This window comes from Neptuniibacter pectenicola, from assembly GCF_001597735.1.
GTDB lineage: Bacteria > Pseudomonadota > Gammaproteobacteria > Pseudomonadales > Balneatricaceae > Neptuniibacter > Neptuniibacter pectenicola.
Map to the genome: position 1 here is coordinate 236012 of NZ_LUTS01000003.1, position 19866 is coordinate 255877.

Below are 19866 nucleotides of genomic sequence, written 5' to 3' on the forward strand. Positions count from 1 at the left end.
CCGCCTACTTAACATACCGGTGATTTTCGCTGGTAGTTTAAATCAATGCGGTACCTGGCAGAAGATCAGGTGGCGGCATGAATACTATGAGGTTTACCATGAAAGCGGATATCCATCCTAATTATGTTGAAATTTCTGCTACTTGTTCTTGCGGAAATGAGATTAAAACCAAGTCTACTCTTGGTAAAGATCTTCATCTAGACGTTTGCTCTTCTTGCCACCCGTTCTACACAGGCAAGCAGAAAGAAGCAACTTCTGGTGGTCGTATCGATCGCTTCAACAAGCGTTTCGGCGCTCGCGGCGTGAAAAAATAAAAAACGCTTAGCCAATGAGAATTCTAAAAAGGGCGCTTCCGTTATGGGGCGCCTTTTTTGTTGTCTTTAGTTTACCTGTTTACTCCCAGTGCGGTTCTGACTTGGCGCTTGAGCCGGTGACTGTGGCCTATGTTTATGATGGGGATACCGTTCGGTTAAGTGATGGGCGTCATGTGCGTTTAATTGGTTTGAATGCGCCTGAGGTGGCGAAAAATGGGGCTGGTGAGCCGTTCTCGGATGCTGCTGCCGCTCGATTGGAGGCACTGTTACAGCGGGGTGATGTGTTTCTTGCGTTAGGTGAGGAGCCTCAGGATCACTATCAGCGCTGGCTTGGCTATCTTTATGTGAATCAGCAGTTGGTTGCTGAGCAGTTAATACGGGAGGGGTTGGCGTTTCATATTGCTCTACCGCCGAACGTGCAGTTTTTGGATTGTTTGAAGCAAGCAGAGCGTGATGCAGCGAAGGCGGCACGAGGGTTGTGGCGTACCTTTCCGTGGCGCGATGTTACTCAGCTAAGTCTGCGCGATGTGGGTTTTAAGTTGGTGAAGGGGCGTGTTTCTTTGGTTAAGGCCGTTAGAACTGGCTGGATTTTAGAACTTGATGGGCTGCTAGCGTTAAAGATAAGTCGCTCTATCGGTGATGATTTATGGGTGGGTGGGGATATAAACGCACTCGAAGGTAAGCTTGTTTATGTGCGTGGTTGGGTCCGCCCTAAGCGATCATCGGCGCCTTCTCACTACTTACCTTGGTCAATGACACTAAGTCATAAGTCGCATATTCTGTTTAGTGCTTTAGGTTTGGTTGAGTGAAAAAAGATCGATAGAGTAGGCCCTAAGCTTGTCCGATACAGGGGTTTTCTATATAGTTCTGGGTTCGAAATTTTAACTAGATTGGAACAGCAGCTATGTCTGATGATATGAAACAAGCAGCTCTTGATTACCATGAGTTTCCACGTCCAGGTAAGATCAGCGTTGAGCTGTCTACACCAGCTGAGTCTCAGCTTGATCTTTCTTTGGCATATAGCCCAGGTGTAGCTGAGCCGGTTCGTGAAATCGCGAAAGACCCTGATAACGCATACCGTTACACAGCTAAAGGTAACTTGGTAGCGGTTATTACAAACGGTTCAGCAATCTTAGGTCTTGGTGATCTAGGTCCGTTAGCGTCTAAGCCTGTAATGGAAGGTAAATCATTACTGTTTAAACGTTTTGCTGGTATAGACTCAATTGATATTGAAGTTGATGCAGAAAGCCCGCAGGCATTTATCGATACGGTTGCTCGCATCGCTGAAACGTTTGGTGGTATTAACCTAGAAGATATTAAAGCACCTGAGTGTTTTGAAATTGAGCGTGCGCTTATTGAGCGTTGTAATATCCCCGTTTTCCATGATGATCAGCACGGTACAGCGATTGTTACGGCTGCAGGCATGATCACAGCATTGGAAATTGCGGGCAAAACGCTTGAGGAAGCTCAGATTGTTTGCCTAGGTGCGGGCGCTGCCGCAAACGCTTGCATGAAGCTACTTGTAAGCATGGGCGCTAAGATTGAAAATATCTTTATGATTGACCGTACGGGTGTTATCCATTCCGGTCGTGAAAACCTAACGCCAGAAAAAGCAGCCTTCGCTTCAGAAACTGATAAGCGTACGCTGGATGACGCAATTGATGGCGCTGATGTTTTTGTTGGTCTATCAGGTCCGAACCTACTTTCTGCTGAGCAGTTAGCTAAAATGGCAGCAAACCCAGTTGTGTTTGCATGTGCGAACCCCGATCCTGAAATTCGTCCAGAGCTTGCTCATGCAACGCGCGATGACGTGATTATGGCGACAGGTCGTTCTGATTATCCTAACCAGGTTAACAACGTAATCGGCTTCCCATTCATTTTCCGTGGTGCTTTGGATGTACGTGCTTCTGCGATTAATGAAGAGATGAAAGCTGCTGCGGTTCGTGCATTGGTTGATCTGACAAAACAGCCTGTTCCTCAGGATGTGTTGGATGCCTATGGATTAGATTCATTGGAGCTTGGTCCGGAATATATTATTCCTAAGGCGACTGATTCACGTCTGCTTGGTGCTGTATCTACAGCTGTGGCGCAGGCGGCGATTGATTCTGGCGTTGCGCGTTTACCGCTACCAGATAACTACCCGCTTTCTTAAGCGCGTTGTTATGATAAAAAAAACCGGCCTAGGCCGGTTTTTTTGTGTCTGGAGTAAGCTTTTCCGCTTTAGAATAACTCTTCAGTTACGTTGCTTTTACCAGAGCCTGCTGGTGCCGCATAGTTTGTAGGTACATTTTTTCTTCTGAAAAACTCATAGATTGCATCGCTTTGGCCGGGGTACGCAAGCTTGCCGCTTTGTGGATCTATTTTGACACTTACAATACCTGCAGGAGGCTTAGGTGGATTCTCCGGTGTGTCCTTCAGTGCTTCGCGCATAAAATCTATCCAGATAGGCAGTGCGGCGGTTCCACCAAACTCTCGTCTGCCCAGTGTCTTGGGTTGGTCAAATCCGACCCATGTTGTTGTAACAATAGATTGGTTGAAGCCAGAGAACCAAGCGTCTTTTTGATCGTTGGTCGTGCCTGTTTTTCCTGCAATGTCTTTGCGGTTGAGTACCAGCGCTTTTCTGCCGGTACCCTTGCGAATCACGTCTTGTAAAATGTTATAGATCAAAAAGGCGACTTGCTCGTTAAATATTCTTGGGGCTATGTTTTCTGCGCCTTCTGTTTCTGTACAGGGGTTGCATGCGGCTTTGGGTTGAGCGGTGAAAAGGACTTCGCCAAAAGCGTCTTCAACACGCTCGATGAAGAACGGCTCAACTTTAAAGCCTCCGTTTGCAAAGGCGGCATAACCCGCTGCCAGTTTTAGTGGGGTGACATCAGCGCTGCCTAGGGAGAGGGATAGGTTGTTGGGCAGTTTGCTGCGATCAAAGCCGGCGAGTTCGAGGTAGTCCTGTGCTGCCGGTATGCCTATCGCTCTGAGTAACCGGATTGATACTAGGTTACGTGATTTATAGAGTGCTTTGCGAAGGCGGGTAGGCCCGTAAAATTTTCTGCTTGAGTTTTCAGGTCTCCAGTTGCCCTCTAGGGAGGTGTCGTGGAAAACAATAGGTGCGTCATTTATAAGCGAGGCGGGTGAGTAGCCTTTATCTAATGCGGCAGCATAAATAAACGGTTTAAAGTTAGAGCCTGGCTGTCGAACGGCTTGGGTACTGCGATTAAATTTATTATGTGTGAAGTTGAAGCCGCCAACAAGGGATACGATTGCACCTGTTTTAGGGTCGAGCGCTATGAGAGAGCCTTGCACGTTAGGAACTTGTGATAGGTGAAACGTGCCCTCTTTTTCGCGTACTCTAACTAAATCCCCTATTTTCAAAACGTCAGCCGCTTTTTTGGGTGCTCGGCCTGTGCGGTTAACGCTTTTATAGGGTTTGGCCCACGACATGCCTTCCCACGCTAAAGTAATTGTTTGCTTATCTTTTAGTAGTAGCTCAGCACTTTTTTCGGACACGTTTAGGACGAGCGCAGGTTTGAGTACGCCATAGCTAATAATACCGTTTAGACGTTTCTGTAATGTCGCCTGTGGTTCAGTGATATCCCAGCTATCTTCTGCGCCTAAGTAACCATGTCTTTCAGAGTAAGCAATTAGGCCATTTGAAACCGCATTGTTTGCTGTGGTTTGAAGATTGCTCTTGAGTGTTGTATATACTACATAACCGTCGGTATAAAGTGCTTCACCGTATTGTTCGTAGAGCTGCTGTCTGACCATTTCTGCTACATAGAACGCTCTTAGTTCAATATCGCTCGTATGGTATTTTGCGCTCACTGGCTCGTTTTTTGCGCTCTCTAGTTGCTGATCGTTAATGAAACTGAGTGAATGCATACGTTTGAGTATCCAGTTTCGGCGCTCAATCGCTCTATCTGAATTGGTGATTGGATTGTATGCGGAGGGTGCCTTTGGCAAGCCAGCGATCATGGCGAGTTGAGATAAGCTCAAGTTTTTTATATCGGTGCCGTAATATACATTAGCGGCTGCTTGAATACCGTATGAGCGGTGCCCCAGATAGATTTTGTTAATATAGAGTTCGAATATCTCTTCTTTAGAGAGTTCCTGCTCTATACGGAGTGCGAGTAGTATCTCCATGAACTTACGGCTAAATGTACGTTCGCGGGTTAAGAAAAAGTTTTTTGCTACCTGCATCGTTATAGTAGAACCGCCACTTTGTATATGGCCGGTGGTAGCTAACTGAAAGGCTGCGCGGACAAGACCTTTGATGTCGATGCCGTGGTGATCAAAGAAGCGACTATCTTCTGCGGCGGTGAGTGCTTGAACAAATTGAGGGGGTATATTCTCAAAGGTGATAGGTGTTCGACGCTTTTCGCCAAATTCAGCGATTAGCTTATGATCTTGGGAATAAATACGCAGCGGGGTTTGGAAACGTATATCCCGTAATGTCTCTACATTAGGTAATTGTGGAGAAAAATAATAATAAGCGCCTGCAGCGGATATAAGGCCGATGAGGAAGCAAAAAATACCTAATTTAAACAAAAGTTTGAAAAGCGAAAACATAGGTGACATGCTAATCTGATAGTTGAGGATTTTAGTAAGGGTCTATTATATAGGCAGCTTACCACTTTGCTCTAGCGTATATTGAATTTTAATTTGTTCTAATACGGGTTAGAGTTAGGGAATAGAGTAGTAAACACACATTAACGCAGTATTAAGTTAGGGAATATATTTGTGTTTGGCTTATTGGGGAATAAATCGGGAAGCTTGGTTGGGCTAGATATTGGCTCGTCTTCGGTTAAGCTGGTTGCGTTGTCTAAAAATGGACAAAGCTATTCGTTGGAAGCTTATGCCGTCGTGTCTTTGCCTCCTACTGCTGTTATTGATGGAAATATACAGGATGTAGGTGAAGTTGCTGCTACCATCGAAAAAGCGATGAAGGTTGCAGGGGGGCGAATGTCGTCTGCCATTGCTGCTGTGCCGGCGTCCGCTGTCATCACTAAACGTATAGAGATGAGTAATGCCTTTTCTGAGTTTGAATTGGAAGATCAGATAAAAGTAGAGGCTGATCAGTTCATTCCATATTCTTTAGACGAGGTCGCATTAGATTTTGAAGTGCAAGGACCTGTTGAGAATAACGATCACTTGAATCGAGTATTGCTTGTTGCCTGCCGTAAAAGTGATGTAGAACAGCGAGAAGACGCAATCAACAGTGCTGGTTTGAAGTGCCAAGTGGTCGATGTTGATACTTACGCGGTAGAGCGTACCTTTCCTCTTATCTCCTCCGAACAAAGAAGCACTGATTATTTAATTGGTGTTGTTGATATTGGCGCTGCCACCTTGACCTTAAATGTGTTTAAGGGCGGTGAGATTGTTTATAGCCGAGAACAAGCCTTTGGCGGTAATGATTTGACGAACTCTATTCATCAGCAATATGGGATGAGTATCGAAGAAGTTGAACAGTCATTACGCCTTAATGATCTCTCGCCAGAGATTAATGAGATGGTGGTCCTTCCTTTTAGGGGAACGGTAGCACAGCAAGTATCTCGTTCATTACAGTTTTTCTATTCATCGGGTGCACATAGTGAGCTTTCAGCGCTTTATCTTTCAGGCGGTACAGCAACTATTGATGGGCTTGCAGAGCAGCTATCGGAAGAGTTAGGTATAGCGACTAAAATGGCTAACCCTTTCAACTCAATGGCTATTAATTCGAGAGTTAATCGATCTAGACTTGAACGGGATGCGCCTTCATTAGTGAAGGCTTGTGGTCTGGCGATGCGTGGATTTGAGGGTTAGGGACAGATGGCAACTATCAATTTAAGACCCTGGCGTGAAGAGCGCGCAGAAGAGAGAAAGAAAAATTTCGTGATGAACCTGTTAGGAACCGCGTTGTTTGCGGGGCTTATCGTGTTTGCGGTGGGTTACTATTTTGATGCGATGAAAGATCGTCAAAATGATCGAAATGGTTACTTAAAAGCGGAAACGGCAAAGTTGGATCGTGACCTTGCTGCGATTAAAGAGTTAAAGGAAAAAAGAGCAAAGCTTTTGGAACGCTTGACGGCGATTCAGGAGCTACAGGGTTCAAGGCCGCTTATTGTAAGGAATTTTGATGAACTGGTGAGGGTGATGCCTGATGGCCTCTACTACTCGTCGTTATCACGTAAGGCTAACAATGTGGTTATAGCGGGTTTGGCTCAAGATAATTTAGATGTATCTACTCTGATGAGAAACTTGGATACCTCAATCTGGTTTGGTGAACCTAACCTCAGTGGTGTTGGTAAAGGAAAGGATAGTTTGAATACATTTAACCTTTCGGTTCCTATTGCTAAACCTAAAGCGGATGAGGCTGGCAAATGAGTGCGTTACAGAATGCGTTTAAAGGATTTGATCCTAATGATATGGACTTCAACGCCGCAGGAAATTGGCCGATTGGGGTGAAAATAGTCTGCTATCTGATGGTGATGATTGCTATCGGTGCTGCGGGGTGGCATTTCTATATTACAGACAAGCAAGTGGCTCTCAAAAAAGAGATTGCTAAAGAGAGCGGCTTAAAAGCGGTGTATGAGGAGAAAGCATTCCAGGTCGCTAATCTTGCTGCACTTAGAAAACAGATGGAAGATGTAGAAGATAAGTTCACTGAGCTGAAAAAGCAGTTACCGACTGAAAAAGAGGTACCTGGACTTTTAGACGATATTACCAACCTAGGCACGGATAGTGGTTTGGATATTGGGTCGATAAAATTGGCCGCAGAGTCGAAAAAAGAGTTCTACATTGAGCTGCCTATTAATATTAATGTTTCAGGTTCGTATCATCAGCTTGGGCAGTTTGTAAGTGGTATTGCTGGGCTACCACGTATCGTAACCTTACATGATTACACAATAAAACCCTCAGGAACGACGGTCTCTATGCAGATTAGTGCTAAGACCTATCGTTATGATGAAACTAAATAAGGGGGGCAAGGATGACGCATCATAGTAGGATTATTATCTTGTCATTATTACTTTCTTTACTCACTGGCTGCGTTGAGTGGGTAGAGGATGACAGTGATTTAAAGGAATTTGTCACTGCCGTTCAGGCAAAGCCTGCCGGCTCAATTAAACCACTCCCTGAATTCAAACCGTACCATAGCTTTGTCTATAAAGGTGCGTCGATGAGGGAGCCGTTTGTTCCGCTGATTCCATTTTCAGTGAGTGCTGATGAGGATGAAGAGGTTAATGCTCAATCTGATAATGGTATAAAGCCTGATGAAGTGAGGGCGAAAGATTATCTTGAATCGTTTGCTGTAGATCAATTGGATATGGTCGGCACGATTAATCAAAAAGCGGATAATACATTATGGGCTTTAATTCGTGATCCTAATTCAGAAATTCATCGGGTTACTATCGGTAATCATATGGGTTTGAATTTTGGCGAAATCGTTTCGCTGGATGAGCGTAAAATAGAGTTAGTTGAAATTGTAACGAATGGGCGTGGTGGTTGGATGAAACGATCACGAAACCTTGCCTTGGCTGAGCAGGAATAAGGGATATTATTGTGAAAATTCGGGTCCCCATGATGACTGATATTAAAGTACGTGTTTATAAAAACCTCCGTTGGTTGAGCATCGCTTTGGTCAGTCTTTTATTGTCGGAGTGGGCGGCAGCAGATGTTTTGATGAAAAATGCTAATTTTGTGGCCCTGCCGGGAGGGAAGATAGAACTTCGTTTTGATTTCGATTCAGCACCTCCTTCTCCGCAAGCTTATATGATCAACCAACCCGCCCGCATAGTAATGGACCTATGGGGTGTTGAAAGTGATTTAGCCAGTCGTTCACTGGATGTTAAAACAGGTCAAGTGGATGGTGTCAGCTTCGCGCAAACGGATGGTCGTTTGAGAATCGTTGCTAATCTCTATGAGCCTTCTAGTTACAACACCTTCGCTGAAGGTAATAGTTTATTTGTTGTTGTTCAGAGTAAGAACGCTGGACTACCGGTATCAACATCGGAAACATCAGATAATGTAGTCGCTAAATCAGCGGATGCAGGGGCTAAAACGTCATTCGAAGAGACTCGCTCGAAAGTTCAAGGTATGGATTTTGAACGCATCGAAGGGGGAGCCGGTCGAGTAACCATTACGATGTCTGATGATAAAGCAGGCGTAGATATTCAGGAAGAAGGTAATAACGTTGTTGTTAACTTAGTCGGTGCGGATCTCTCTCGGGCGTTGGAGCAGCGGGTTGATGTGCAGGACTTTGTGACGCCGGTCATGTTTATCGACTCGATGGCGAACGGTGGCAATACCAGTATATTGATTAAGCCCAGTGCTGAGCCTTATGAATACCTTGCTTACCAAACTGACAACCAGCTCATTCTCGATTTTAAACCGTTAAGCCAAGCTGAAAAAGACGAAAGAGCGAAAGAGTTGTTTGAGTTTACGGGTGAGCAGATAGACCTTAATTTCCAGAATGTTGAGTTACGCTCGGTTTTACAAATTATTGCAGAGGTTGCTGAGTTAAACTTAGTGGTGAGCGATAGCGTGGGCGGAAATATCACCCTGCGTCTTAAAAATGTTCCTTGGGATCAGGCACTTGATATCGTTTTGAAAACGGAAGGCCTTGATCAGCGTACGGTCGGTAATGTTTTACTAATTGCACCTGCCGATGAAATAGCACAGCGAGAGAAGGCGGAGCTTGAAAGCTCTCAGCAGGTTGAGCAGCTTGCGCCATTACGGACTGAGTTTATTCAGGTCGATTACCGCAAAGCATCCGAGATGATGGGAACGATTCAGGGCGCAAAATTGGTTTCTGAACGCGGCTTTATCATGGCGGATGATGAAACAAATGTCCTAATGGTTCGAGAGACGACTAATGCCATTCAGGAGATTCGTGATACATTGCACCGCTTTGACGTCGAGGTTGAGCAGGTATTAATTGAGGCACGCCTTGTTAATGCTACGTCCAATGTAACGAAAGACTTAGGTATTAAATGGGGCTTTGGTTATAACGATGTTGATAACGGTAAAGGCTGGATTGTAAGCCAAGATCAGAGCTCAATTGATTTCTCCAGTACATCGCCGACCAGTGGTTTGAACGTGGATCTTGGTGCTACAGCAACTAATGTAGGGCAGATTGCAATTGGCTTTGCGCCAGGTGCAAGTACATTGATCGGTTTAGAGTTGAGTGCATTAGAAGCGGACGGTAAAGCTGAAATTGTTTCTCAGCCTAAAATTCTTACAACTAATGGTAAGAAGGCATTGATTCAATCGGGTTCTGAAATCCCTTATCAAACCGTTGAAGACGGTGAAGTGAGTATTGAATTTAAAGATGTTGTACTTAGTTTGGATGTGACGCCCCGTATAAACCCGGGTGACCGGATCGCAATGGAACTTGTTATTAAGCAAGACTCTATCGGTCAGGTTTTGGCTAACGGTGAGCTGAGTATTGATAATAATGAGTTGCAAACAACCGTGGTTGTGCCTGATGGGCAAACCATTGTGCTTGGTGGCGTGTTTAAAAATGAAACGAGCGATAGTGTTAACAAAGTCCCACTGTTGGGTGATCTGCCAATTATGGGTGCGCTATTCCGAAACAAAGAGAGCACTTCTGAGAAAACGGAGTTATTGATCTTCATTACACCGAAGTTAGTACGTAATTCCTTATCTCAGTAGTTATGGTTGTGTGATTTGAATATATTTCTTGTTGGGCCTATGGGTGCTGGAAAAAGCACCATAGGCCGTTTGTTGTCCCAGGAACTTAAGCTTGAGTTTGTGGATTCTGATCGCGAGATTGAGAAGCGCGCTGGTGCGGATATTCCGTGGATCTTCGATGTTGAAGGGGAAGCGGGTTTTAGAGACCGAGAAGAGGGTGTGATTGAAGCGCTCTCTTTACGTAAGGACGTTGTCTTATCTACCGGTGGCGGTGCTGTTTTAAGGCCTGAAAATCGGTCGGTGCTTCAAGCTAATGGTACGGTGGTCTACTTAGAAACATCGGTTGAGCAGCAATTAGACCGAACATCTCGGGACAAAAATCGGCCATTATTACAAACAGAAAACCCACGGGCTGTTCTGGAAGAGTTAATGTCTATTCGGCACCCTTTATACTTGGATACCGCAGATATTGTTGTAGTCACCGATAAACGTCATCCTAAGACCGTCGTTACAGAGATCATTCGACAGCTAAAGGCTAAGTCCCCTCTCGAAGTTGAGTAGTTTAAGTAGGTAGTATGCAAACGTTGAAAGTAGACCTAGGGGAGCGTAGCTACCCTATTTTTATTGGCCAAGGATTATTAGATAGAGGGCTGATGACGCCTTATATCTCAGGTAAACAAGTTCTTATTGTTACTAATGACACCATCGCACCCTTATATCTTGAACGGCTTAAGGCCACCCTAGATAAAAAGTTTCAGGTTGATGAGGTGATTCTGCCGGATGGTGAGCAGTATAAAAATTTAGAACAGATCAATACCATCTTTAATGCTTTGCTGGATAAACGCCATAACCGTACGACAACGTTGATTGCCCTCGGTGGAGGTGTGATCGGCGATATGACCGGGTTTGCCGCTGCGTGTTATCAGCGTGGAGTCGATTTTATTCAAGTGCCGACCACATTGCTATCGCAGGTGGACTCCTCTGTCGGGGGGAAGACGGGTGTTAATCATCCAAAGGGCAAGAATATGATTGGGGCCTTTCATCAGCCTCAGTGTGTTGTGATCGATACTGATGTACTTAATACCTTACCGGAACCTGAGCTTTCTGCCGGTATGGCTGAAGTGATCAAATATGGCCTGATCTACGACGAGGCTTTTTTGTGCTACTTGGAAGATCATATTGATGGCCTTATGGGGCTACAATCAGATCTTCTTGAGCAGGCGATCTTTAGGTCGTGTGAAATCAAAGCGGAGGTTGTTGCTTTGGATGAGCGCGAAGAGGGTATTCGTGCCTTGCTTAATTTAGGTCATACCTTTGGCCACGCGATTGAAGCGGATCAAGGTTATGGTGAGTGGTTACATGGTGAAGCGGTAGGTGCTGGCACCATGATGGCGGCAGATATGTCTTACCGTCTAGGCAATATTTCGGCGGCTGATGTGAAGCGTGTGAAAGCTATCCTTGAAGCGGCTAACCTTCCTATCTATCCGCCAGAGTCCATGAGTCCTGAGCGCTTCATTGAGCTGATGGGTGTGGATAAAAAAGTAATCGATGGCAGTATTCGTTTGGTGCTCTTAAAAGATGTTGGAAAGGCGGTAGTCACATCAGACTTTGCCGCCTCAATTTTGTTGGAAACATTAAGCGCTGGAAAGAAACTTGCTACCTGTTGTTAGTATTGGTTGGGCGTTAGTTTAATGGATTTCGAACGGATAAAATGAAGAAAAATATATATTTTGAACCGCCAAGTCGTCTTCAGCTTTTAGATAAGCTAAAGCATTTTATCCGTTTTTCTGATTTTTTGTTGCTGGTTTCTGGCGATAAAGGTACAGGTAAAAGTACGCTGCTGGCTCAGCTAAAGCCGGATACAGAAGACAGTACGTTGTGTTGTTGCTTTATCTGTCCTGATGCTGGATTGAATGAACAGCAGCTCTTGTCGCTTCTGATGCAGCAATTTCCCTCGCATGAACAAGAGGGTGCCAGTTTTGCTGACCAGTTAAAAATTTTTCATCACCAGTTAAAGTCGATAAAAGCATCAGGCCAGAAGTGTCTAATTGCGATTGATGATGCTGAGCATTTATCAGAAGACGCGCTGGTGCTACTGCTTAACTTACATGTTGCTGATGCACAAGTGTTGCTGACATCAAGCAATAGCTTTGTTGAGCAGCTGTTTGAGACTGGCGGGCTTAAGCATTTGGAAGGTAGGATCCATCACCTTAAGATTGATCCTATGAGTGCGATTGAAACGGCTGAATACCTCGAACTCTGCCACCCCGCAGTATCCTCTCTTCCTGAGAAGAAAAAAAATGAGCTGATCCGTTTGTCTGAAGGCGTGCCGGGCCGGGTAGAAACCTTATTAGCCGGCGGTAAAGTCTCACTCTCTTCCGCGCCGGCTAAGCGTTCACCTTTTCCTCTTCCTGCGTTACATATGCTCGGAGTAGGGGTGCTTCTAATTGGGATTGTTGCGGTTTCTCTATGGCAGTTTCTGCCAGAGAGCGCGCCACCCGCGCCAGAGGTCGTTTCCGATGAACGGGTGTCCGTACCGCTTTCTTTAGCGGTAACTGCATCGGTTGAGGGGCAAAAGGTTGATACATTAGCCGTCGATGAAGGGGAGGGTTCAGCTATCCCCACTGATGGTCCTGAAAACGGGGAAGTAGAGCCCCCGTTAAATGAAAATGAGCTTAATGAAGCGGTTGTTAAGACTGATTTAGCGCTACGGCTACAACAGCAAGAAGCGAAAATTAATAGTGAAAATCAGATCGCCTTGCAAGAAGCATCGCCGTCTATAAAAGCTAAGCCTTCGCCGCTTGAAGCGGAGCTTAGGGCCGTTGTCACTAATAATAGTTTAGCGGTTAACGAGGCGCCAAAGGTGGCGAAAGAGCAGTCACCTTCTGCTTCTCCAGTTATCAAAAAAACGGTGCAGTCCGCACCTGCTCAGGCTAGTCCTGTGGCGAAGAAAAAGGTGTCGAGTTCCGTATCGTCTGAGCGTGATCTGTTAGCGTGGAAATCATCTGATTATACGTTGCAAATGACAGGTGCTCGATCAAAACAGAGCGCGTTAGCGTTTATTGCCGCTCAGTCGGATCCTAGTAAGTTTTACTATTTTGAGACTATTTATAAAGGATTGCCTTGGCATGTGGTCATATATGGGCAGTACCCTAATCGTGATATTGCCAATGCGGCTATCCGAAAATTGCCAAAATCCCTCCAAAATGTAAAACCTTGGGCAAGAAGTGTTCAGGGTGTTCAGCTCGACATAAGAAAGAAAAAATCCTGATAAAACAACAAGCTATGCTTGATTAGGTTTCTTCTTTTAGTGATTTAATCTTTCCTTATCGTTGTTTGGAATTTGTTCCGGACAGACTTCGCGTGTAGAATAGCTGTCCCTTTTTGCTGACTGGCGTATATATTGCAGCAGAAAGATTATTAAGATGTTGATTTCGAAGTATTTTTAAGTGGGAATGGCTTATGAGCAAAGGTCTTTATTGCCCCGGTGAATTTAAAGATAACTGCGGCTTTGGCCTGATGGCGCACATGCAGGGTCAAGCTAGTCACGATTTGCTAGATAAAGCAATCGAAGCGCTTGCCTGCATGACACACCGTGGGGGTATAGCTGCAGACGGTAAAACAGGTGACGGTTGTGGCCTGTTGATGCAGAAACCTGATAGCTTCTTGCGCACAGTTGCACAAGAAGAGTTAGGCACCGAACTAGGCGAATTTTATGCAGTGGGCATGGTGTTTTTGCCGCGCGAAGCTGCCAAAGCAGAAGCCGCGCGTGCAGCGGTTAATACTGCGATTACTAATGAAGGTCTAGGGGTTGCGGGTTGGCGAGTGGTGCCAACGGATGACTCATGTCTGGGCCCTATAGCAAAAGATACGCTTCCTCTTATTGAGCAGGTCTTTATTACGGCTGGCGATAAGAGTGAAAGAGAACTGGCTATTAGTCTGTTTATTGCTCGTCGTAAATCTGAAATTGCGATGGTTGCAGATCCTGATTTTTACATCTGTAGTTTCTCTGACAAGGTTATCTCCTATAAAGGGCTTACCATGCCAGTCGATCTGCCGGTGTTCTATCAAGACCTAGCAGATCCGCGATTAGAAACCGCGGTATGTACATATCATCAGCGCTTTTCTACTAACACAGCGCCACGTTGGCCGTTAGCTCAGCCGTTCCGGTTTTTAGCACATAATGGTGAGATCAACACAGTTGAGGGTAACCGAAACTGGGCTAAAGCACGTGCAAGCAAATTTGCTACTGACCTGTTGCCTAACCTTGATGAGCTGCAACCTATCGTAAATACGACCGGTTCCGACTCCTCCAGTATGGATAACATGTTGGAGTTCTTGCTCGTTGGTGGCATGGATATCTATCGTGCGGTACGCATGATCGTTCCACCTGCATGGCAGAACGTTGAGACGATGGATGCAGATCTACGTGCTTTCTATGATTTCAACTCTATGCATATGGAGCCTTGGGATGGTCCTGCTGGCATGGTAATGACCGATGGTCGTTTTGCTGTCTGCATGCTTGACCGTAACGGGCTGCGTCCATCTCGCTGGGTGATGACGAAGCAGGGTTATATCTGTACCGCTTCTGAGATTGGTGTATTTAGTTATAAGCCTGAAGATATTGTTGCTCAAGGTCGTGTAGGGCCAGGCCAAATTTTGGCGATAGATACGGCGACAGGCGATGTGTTGCATACGCAAGATGTGGATAATCGTCTGAAAGCGGCGCAACCGTATAAAAAATGGCTGAAAGAGAACGCGCTTCGCCTAGAACAGACAATGAACTTGGATGAGGAGTCTAAATCATTTGTAGAGATGTCTGCAGATGAAGTTAAGACCCACATGAAAATGTTCCAAGTGACATTTGAAGAGCGTGAACAGATTTTACGCCCGCTAGGTGAAAGCGGAATGGAAGCCATAGGCTCGATGGGTGATGACAAGCCGATGGCTGTTCTGTCCCATCGTGTGCGCTCCGTATATGACTATTTCCGTCAACAATTTGCCCAAGTAACCAATCCGCCTATCGATCCTCTTCGTGAGTCGATTGTGATGTCCCTAGAGACATGTATTGGTGCTGAGCGAAATGTATTTGAAGAAACGCCTGAACACGCACACCGTGTGATTTTAACGACACCGGTTCTATCGGCGAGCAAATTTAATCGTTTGCGCGATAACCGTGAGCCTGGCTTTGACGTTATTCAGATCGATCTTAATTACAACCCTGAAAAGCTCTCATTAAAAGAAGCGATTGAAGGGATTGCAGATCAAGCTGAGCAAAGTGTACGTGACGGTAAAGTTATTCTTATCCTAACTGATGCCAATATTACACGCGGTCACCTGCCGGTTCATGCGGCTTTAGCGACGGGTGCTGTACACCACCGTTTAGTCGATAAAGGGTTGCGCTGTGACGCGAACCTTATTATTGAAAGTGGTACGGTCCGTGACCCACACCACTTTGCTGTTCTATTTGGTTTTGGTGCGACCGCCGTTTACCCGTACCTTGCGTACCGTGTGTTGAATGACCTGTGCTCTACTGGCGAAATCCAGATGGAGACGCTGCATTCCCATGAAAATTACCGCAAAGGTATCAATAAAGGTTTAATGAAGATCCTTTCTAAGATGGGTATCTCAACGGTAGCGTCTTACCGTGGTGCTCAGCTGTTTGAAGCGATTGGTTTAAGCTCTGAAATTGTTAGCTTATGTTTCAAAGGCGTAACAAGCCGTATTGAAGGGGCTCGCTTTGAGGACTTCCAATTCGAACAAGGCTTGTTGGCGAAAGAAGCTTGGACTGCGCGTAAGCCGATTCAAGCGGGTGGTTTGCTGAAGTATAAGCACGATGGTGAGTATCACGCATACAATCCAGATGTGGTGCGTACCATTCACGAAGCGGTACAAACCGGTAACCCAGAAGCCTATCAGCGCTATGCCGCGTTAGTAAATAATCGTGGTTATGCAACGCTGCGTGATATGTTGGGGCTACGCAAAGACGTGACCCCTATCTCTATTGATGACGTAGAACCGGTAGAGAATATCTTTAAGCGATTTGATTCAGCTGCGATGTCTTTAGGCGCCTTGTCGCCAGAAGCTCATGAGGCGCTGGCTGTGGCAATGAATGAACTGGGTGGCCGCTCTAACTCCGGTGAGGGTGGGGAAGATCCTGCGCGTCATGGCACAATGAAACGCTCTAAGATTAAGCAAGTTGCGTCTGGCCGTTTTGGGGTTACACCTGAATACCTGTCGAATGCTGAAGTATTGCAGATCAAAGTGGCGCAAGGTGCTAAGCCGGGTGAAGGCGGACAGCTACCAGGGGGTAAGGTGAACAGCCTTATTGCTCGGTTACGTTTCTCTGTACCGGGTGTCACGCTTATTTCACCACCGCCTCATCACGATATTTACTCTATCGAAGATTTGGCTCAGCTGATTTTTGACCTTAAACAGGTTAATCCAGAAGCGCTTGTGTCGGTAAAATTAGTGTCGCGTCCTGGTGTAGGTACTATCGCCTGTGGTGTTGCTAAGGCCTATGCTGATTTAATTACCATCTCTGGTTATGACGGTGGTACAGCAGCCTCGCCAATTACCTCTATCCATTATGCGGGCTCCCCTTGGGAGTTAGGTTTAGCGGATGCGCATCAGTCGCTTCGTGGAAACCAGTTGCGGGGTAAGATTCGTCTACAAACCGATGGCGGCCTTAAAACCGGCTTAGATGTCATCAAAGGTGCAATCTTAGGTGCTGAAAGCTTTGGCTTTGGTACCATGCCGATGGTTGCGTTAGGGTGTAAGTATCTGCGTATTTGTCACCTTAATAACTGCGCAACCGGTGTCGCAACACAAAACGAAAGACTACGTGAAGATTATTTCCGTGGTACGGTTGAAATGGTTAAGAACTTCTTCCGTTTTGTTGCAGAAGAAACCCGTCAGATTATGGCTCAACTTGGTGTACGCACTATGGAAGAGCTGGTCGGTCGAGTGGACCTGCTTGAAACGTTGGAAGGTGAGACGCCTCGCCAGAAAAATTTAGACTTGAGCCCTATTTTAGGCTCAGCCGGTGATGAATTCCCGAATACCTGCCAAGTTGAGCGTAACGAGCCTTATGATACGGCTCTGTTAAACAATCAAATGATTGAGTTAACTCAGTCCGCGATTGATGCGAAACAAGGGGGTGAATGGGCATTAACGATTACCAACTGTGATCGTTCAGTCGGTGCACGTACGTCCGGTGCTATTGCTAAAAAGCATGGCAACCTAGGTATGTCGGACAAGCCTATTACCTTTAATTTCAAAGGTCATGCTGGACAGTCGTTCGGTGTATGGAATGCGGGTGGTCAACACTTGTACCTTGAAGGCGATGCGAATGACTACGTCGGTAAAGGTATGGCGGGCGGTAGAATCGTTATCCGTCCATTTGATGAAGTAACCTTCAAATCAAATGAAACAGCCATTATGGGTAATACCTGTTTGTACGGCGCGACGGGCGGCAAATTATTTGCTGCTGGTCAGGCGGGTGAGCGTTTCGGTGTTCGTAACTCCGGCGCTCATGCGGTTGTTGAGGGGGCAGGTGATCACTGTTGTGAATATATGACAGGTGGTCTCGTGACGGTTCTCGGCGCGACAGGGTATAACTTCGGTGCAGGTATGACCGGTGGTTTTGCATATGTGTTGGATGTTGATAATAACTTTGTGGATAAATATAACCACGAGTTAGTTGAAATTCAGCGTATCCATACTGAAAGTATGGAAGCATATAAAAACCATTTACGTTCAGTCATTATCGAATTTACTAAAGAGACTGGCAGTGCTTGGGGTCAAGAGATTATTGATAATCTTGATGACTATATTGGCCGATTCTGGTTGGTTAAACCGAAAGCCGCTAGCTTAAATGACTTACTGACTAGTATTCGTACACGCCCTGAATAAGTGTTACGTACCGCTTGGTATATGAAGAATAATCTGCAACCACCTCGTTTATTGGGTGGTTGCTTTTGAGAGGTGAGGATTATGGCTGACCGTTTAAATAACGATTTTCAGTTCCTCGATGTAGGTCGTAAGGGGCCTCAGAAAATTGATGCAGATATCCGTAAAAAAGGATTTGGTGAAATATACGAATCATTTGATAAAACGGATGCATCTGAGCAGTCGCATCGATGTTTAGAGTGCGGTAACCCGTATTGTTCGTGGAAGTGTCCGGTACACAACCATATTCCTGATTGGTTAAAGCTAATTTCGGAAGGCAATATTATCGAAGCGGCTGAACTGAGCCATCAAACAAACTCATTACCTGAAGTTTGTGGTCGCGTATGCCCTCAGGATCGTCTATGTGAAGGGTCATGTACCCTGAACGATGGTTTTGGTGCAGTGACCATTGGTTCGGTTGAAAAGTATATTACAGATACTGCCTTTGCTATGGGCTGGAAGCCTGATATGTCTAAAGTTACAGCGACCGATAAAAAGGTTGCCGTGATTGGTGCAGGCCCAGCAGGCCTAGCTGCCGCAGATATTCTAGCGCGTAATGGTGTTAAAGCTGTCGTATTCGATCGCAACCCAGAGATAGGCGGACTATTAACATTTGGTATTCCAGAATTTAAACTGGAAAAAGATGTAATGTCTCGTCGTCGTGAAATCTTTACTGGCATGGGTGTTGAGTTTCAATTAAACACTGAAGTGGGTAAAGACGTGCTTATGCAAGACCTCATCGATCAATATGATGCGGTTTTCTTAGGCATGGGTACGTACACCTATATGAAAGGTGGTTTCCCAGGTGAAGAGCTGGAGGGTGTTTATGACGCACTTCCTTTCTTGATCTCGAATGTAAACCATTGCTTAGGGTTTGAAAAAGACCCTGCTGACTTTATCAACCTTAAAGGTAAAAAGGTTGTTGTGTTGGGTGGCGGTGATACGGCTATGGATTGTAACCGTACCTCTATCCGTCAAGGCGCTGAAGCGGTTATCTGTGCTTATCGTCGTGACGAAGAGAATATGCCTGGTTCTAAGCGTGAAGTTGAAAATGCGCGTGAAGAGGGCGTACAGTTTCAGTTTAACCGCCAACCTATAGAGGTTGTAGGTGAAAACGGCAAAGTCACTGGTATTAAAGTGGTTAGCACTCAAATGGGTGAGCCGGATGAAAACGGTCGTCGCCGTGCTGAGGTTGTACCGGGTTCTGAGGAAGTGATTCCGACAGATGCGGTATTGGTTGCCTTTGGTTTCCGTCCAAGCCCAGCACCTTGGTTTGCTGATTTTGGTATCGATCTGCATGATGATGGTCGAGTCAAAGCACCTGAACAGCACGCTTATCCTTTCCAGACTACCAATGAAAAGGTATTCGCAGGGGGGGATATGGTGCGTGGTTCTGACTTAGTGGTTACAGCGATTGCTGAAGGTCGTAAAGCGGCTGAAGGTATCTTGGATTATTTAGAAGTGTAAACTTATCTATGATCTAAAAAAGGCCGCATTAGCGGCCTTTTTTATTAGAAGTAGGTACCTGCGGTGACGATTTTTTGATGGATCGACATTAAAAACTGACTAATGGCGACCTCATCTCCTTCCGGTGTATTGGGGTAAGTCCCTCTAATTAACTCCCTATTTTGCCGGAGTATCGACAGTTGGTACGTGCGTTTATCACTGTCCGTATTAATTTGGCTGACAATAATCAGCCCATCGGTGGGCTGGTTGGCCGGATTAACCGTTTTAATATTATGAGCACCATACATCTTAAGGCGATCTTTCAGTTTAAGATTGAAGCGTTTAATTTGTTGGCTTTTAGCCGTATTAGCACTTGATGTCGTTAACCATACCGTTTCGTGAGCAAACACAGCTAAAGGTGCTGGCGCCAGCGGCGGCGCTTTTGTTGCTTGGCTTTGGCAGCCTGTTAAAAGGCTCAAGAGTAGTAAAAAATAAAGTGACTGCTTAATCTGTGTCATCAGTTATAAAAATT

The 19866-nt window shown here is 45.6% G+C and carries 15 protein-coding genes; 13 read left to right on the forward strand and 2 right to left on the reverse strand.

Going from position 1 to position 19866, the window contains the following annotated elements; genetic code table 11:
- Window positions 1–98 precede the first annotated feature (98 nt).
- From rpmE to A3773_RS05755, 3 genes are all read left to right on the forward strand, one after another.
- The gene (gene rpmE / locus A3773_RS05745; protein WP_067983977.1) at window positions 99–314 is read left to right on the forward strand and encodes a 50S ribosomal protein L31; all 216 of its coding nucleotides are present in this window, start codon (window positions 99–101) and stop codon (window positions 312–314) included.
- 14 nt (window positions 315–328) lie between these two features.
- Window positions 329–1123 (forward strand): thermonuclease family protein, encoded by a 795-nt coding sequence (locus tag A3773_RS05750; RefSeq protein WP_067983979.1) that lies wholly within the window; start codon window positions 329–331, stop codon window positions 1121–1123.
- A gap of 95 nt (window positions 1124–1218) precedes the next feature.
- On the forward strand, window positions 1219–2466 hold the full coding sequence (locus A3773_RS05755) for a malic enzyme-like NAD(P)-binding protein (protein WP_067983981.1): 1248 nt from the start codon (window positions 1219–1221) through the stop codon (window positions 2464–2466).
- Between the two features lie 68 nt (window positions 2467–2534).
- Here A3773_RS05755 and A3773_RS05760 read toward each other — a convergent pair whose 3' ends face one another.
- Window positions 2535–4877, reverse strand: coding sequence for a penicillin-binding protein 1A (locus A3773_RS05760; RefSeq protein WP_082800550.1), 2343 nt, complete (start codon window positions 4875–4877; stop codon window positions 2535–2537).
- Between the two features lie 171 nt (window positions 4878–5048).
- Here A3773_RS05760 and pilM point away from each other — a divergent pair, with 171 nt between their 5' ends.
- The 10 genes from pilM (at window position 5049) to A3773_RS05810 (ending at window position 19355) form a co-directional block, all read left to right on the forward strand.
- Complete coding sequence (gene pilM, locus A3773_RS05765; RefSeq protein WP_067983985.1) at window positions 5049–6110, forward strand: type IV pilus assembly protein PilM; 1062 nt, start codon at window positions 5049–5051, stop codon at window positions 6108–6110.
- 6 nt (window positions 6111–6116) lie between these two features.
- Window positions 6117–6671 (forward strand): PilN domain-containing protein, encoded by a 555-nt coding sequence (locus tag A3773_RS05770; protein WP_067983986.1) that lies wholly within the window; start codon window positions 6117–6119, stop codon window positions 6669–6671.
- Window positions 6668–7264: a type IV pilus inner membrane component PilO gene (locus A3773_RS05775; RefSeq protein ID WP_067983988.1), complete on the forward strand. Its 597-nt coding sequence runs from the start codon at window positions 6668–6670 to the stop codon at window positions 7262–7264. The genes A3773_RS05770 and A3773_RS05775 overlap by 4 nt, the downstream gene beginning before the upstream one ends.
- Before the next feature lie 38 nt (window positions 7265–7302).
- Window positions 7303–7836 (forward strand): pilus assembly protein PilP, encoded by a 534-nt coding sequence (locus tag A3773_RS05780; RefSeq protein ID WP_231902153.1) that lies wholly within the window; start codon window positions 7303–7305, stop codon window positions 7834–7836.
- Between the two features lie 11 nt (window positions 7837–7847).
- Window positions 7848–9959 carry a type IV pilus secretin PilQ gene (locus tag A3773_RS05785; protein ID WP_231902154.1) on the forward strand — a complete coding sequence of 704 codons (2112 nt, stop codon included), beginning with the start codon at window positions 7848–7850 and terminating at the stop codon, window positions 9957–9959.
- 6 nt (window positions 9960–9965) lie between these two features.
- Window positions 9966–10499, forward strand: a complete 534-nt coding sequence (gene aroK / locus A3773_RS05790) for a shikimate kinase AroK (RefSeq protein WP_156473444.1) — start codon at window positions 9966–9968, stop codon at window positions 10497–10499.
- Window positions 10500–10513: 14 nt separating this feature from the next.
- Window positions 10514–11608, forward strand: a complete 1095-nt coding sequence (gene aroB / locus A3773_RS05795; RefSeq protein ID WP_067983996.1) for a 3-dehydroquinate synthase — start codon at window positions 10514–10516, stop codon at window positions 11606–11608.
- A 41-nt stretch (window positions 11609–11649) separates the two neighbouring features.
- Window positions 11650–13209 carry an AAA family ATPase gene (locus tag A3773_RS05800; RefSeq protein ID WP_067983998.1) on the forward strand — a complete coding sequence of 520 codons (1560 nt, stop codon included), beginning with the start codon at window positions 11650–11652 and terminating at the stop codon, window positions 13207–13209.
- A 191-nt stretch (window positions 13210–13400) separates the two neighbouring features.
- Window positions 13401–17852 (forward strand): glutamate synthase large subunit, encoded by a 4452-nt coding sequence (gene gltB / locus A3773_RS05805; protein ID WP_067984001.1) that lies wholly within the window; start codon window positions 13401–13403, stop codon window positions 17850–17852.
- Between the two features lie 81 nt (window positions 17853–17933).
- Window positions 17934–19355, forward strand: coding sequence for an FAD-dependent oxidoreductase (locus A3773_RS05810; RefSeq protein WP_067984003.1), 1422 nt, complete (start codon window positions 17934–17936; stop codon window positions 19353–19355).
- Window positions 19356–19399: 44 nt separating this feature from the next.
- On the opposite strand, the gene A3773_RS05815 is transcribed toward A3773_RS05810, so the two are convergent.
- Window positions 19400–19852 (reverse strand): hypothetical protein, encoded by a 453-nt coding sequence (locus A3773_RS05815; RefSeq protein ID WP_067984005.1) that lies wholly within the window; start codon window positions 19850–19852, stop codon window positions 19400–19402.
- Window positions 19853–19866: the final 14 nt, after the last annotated feature.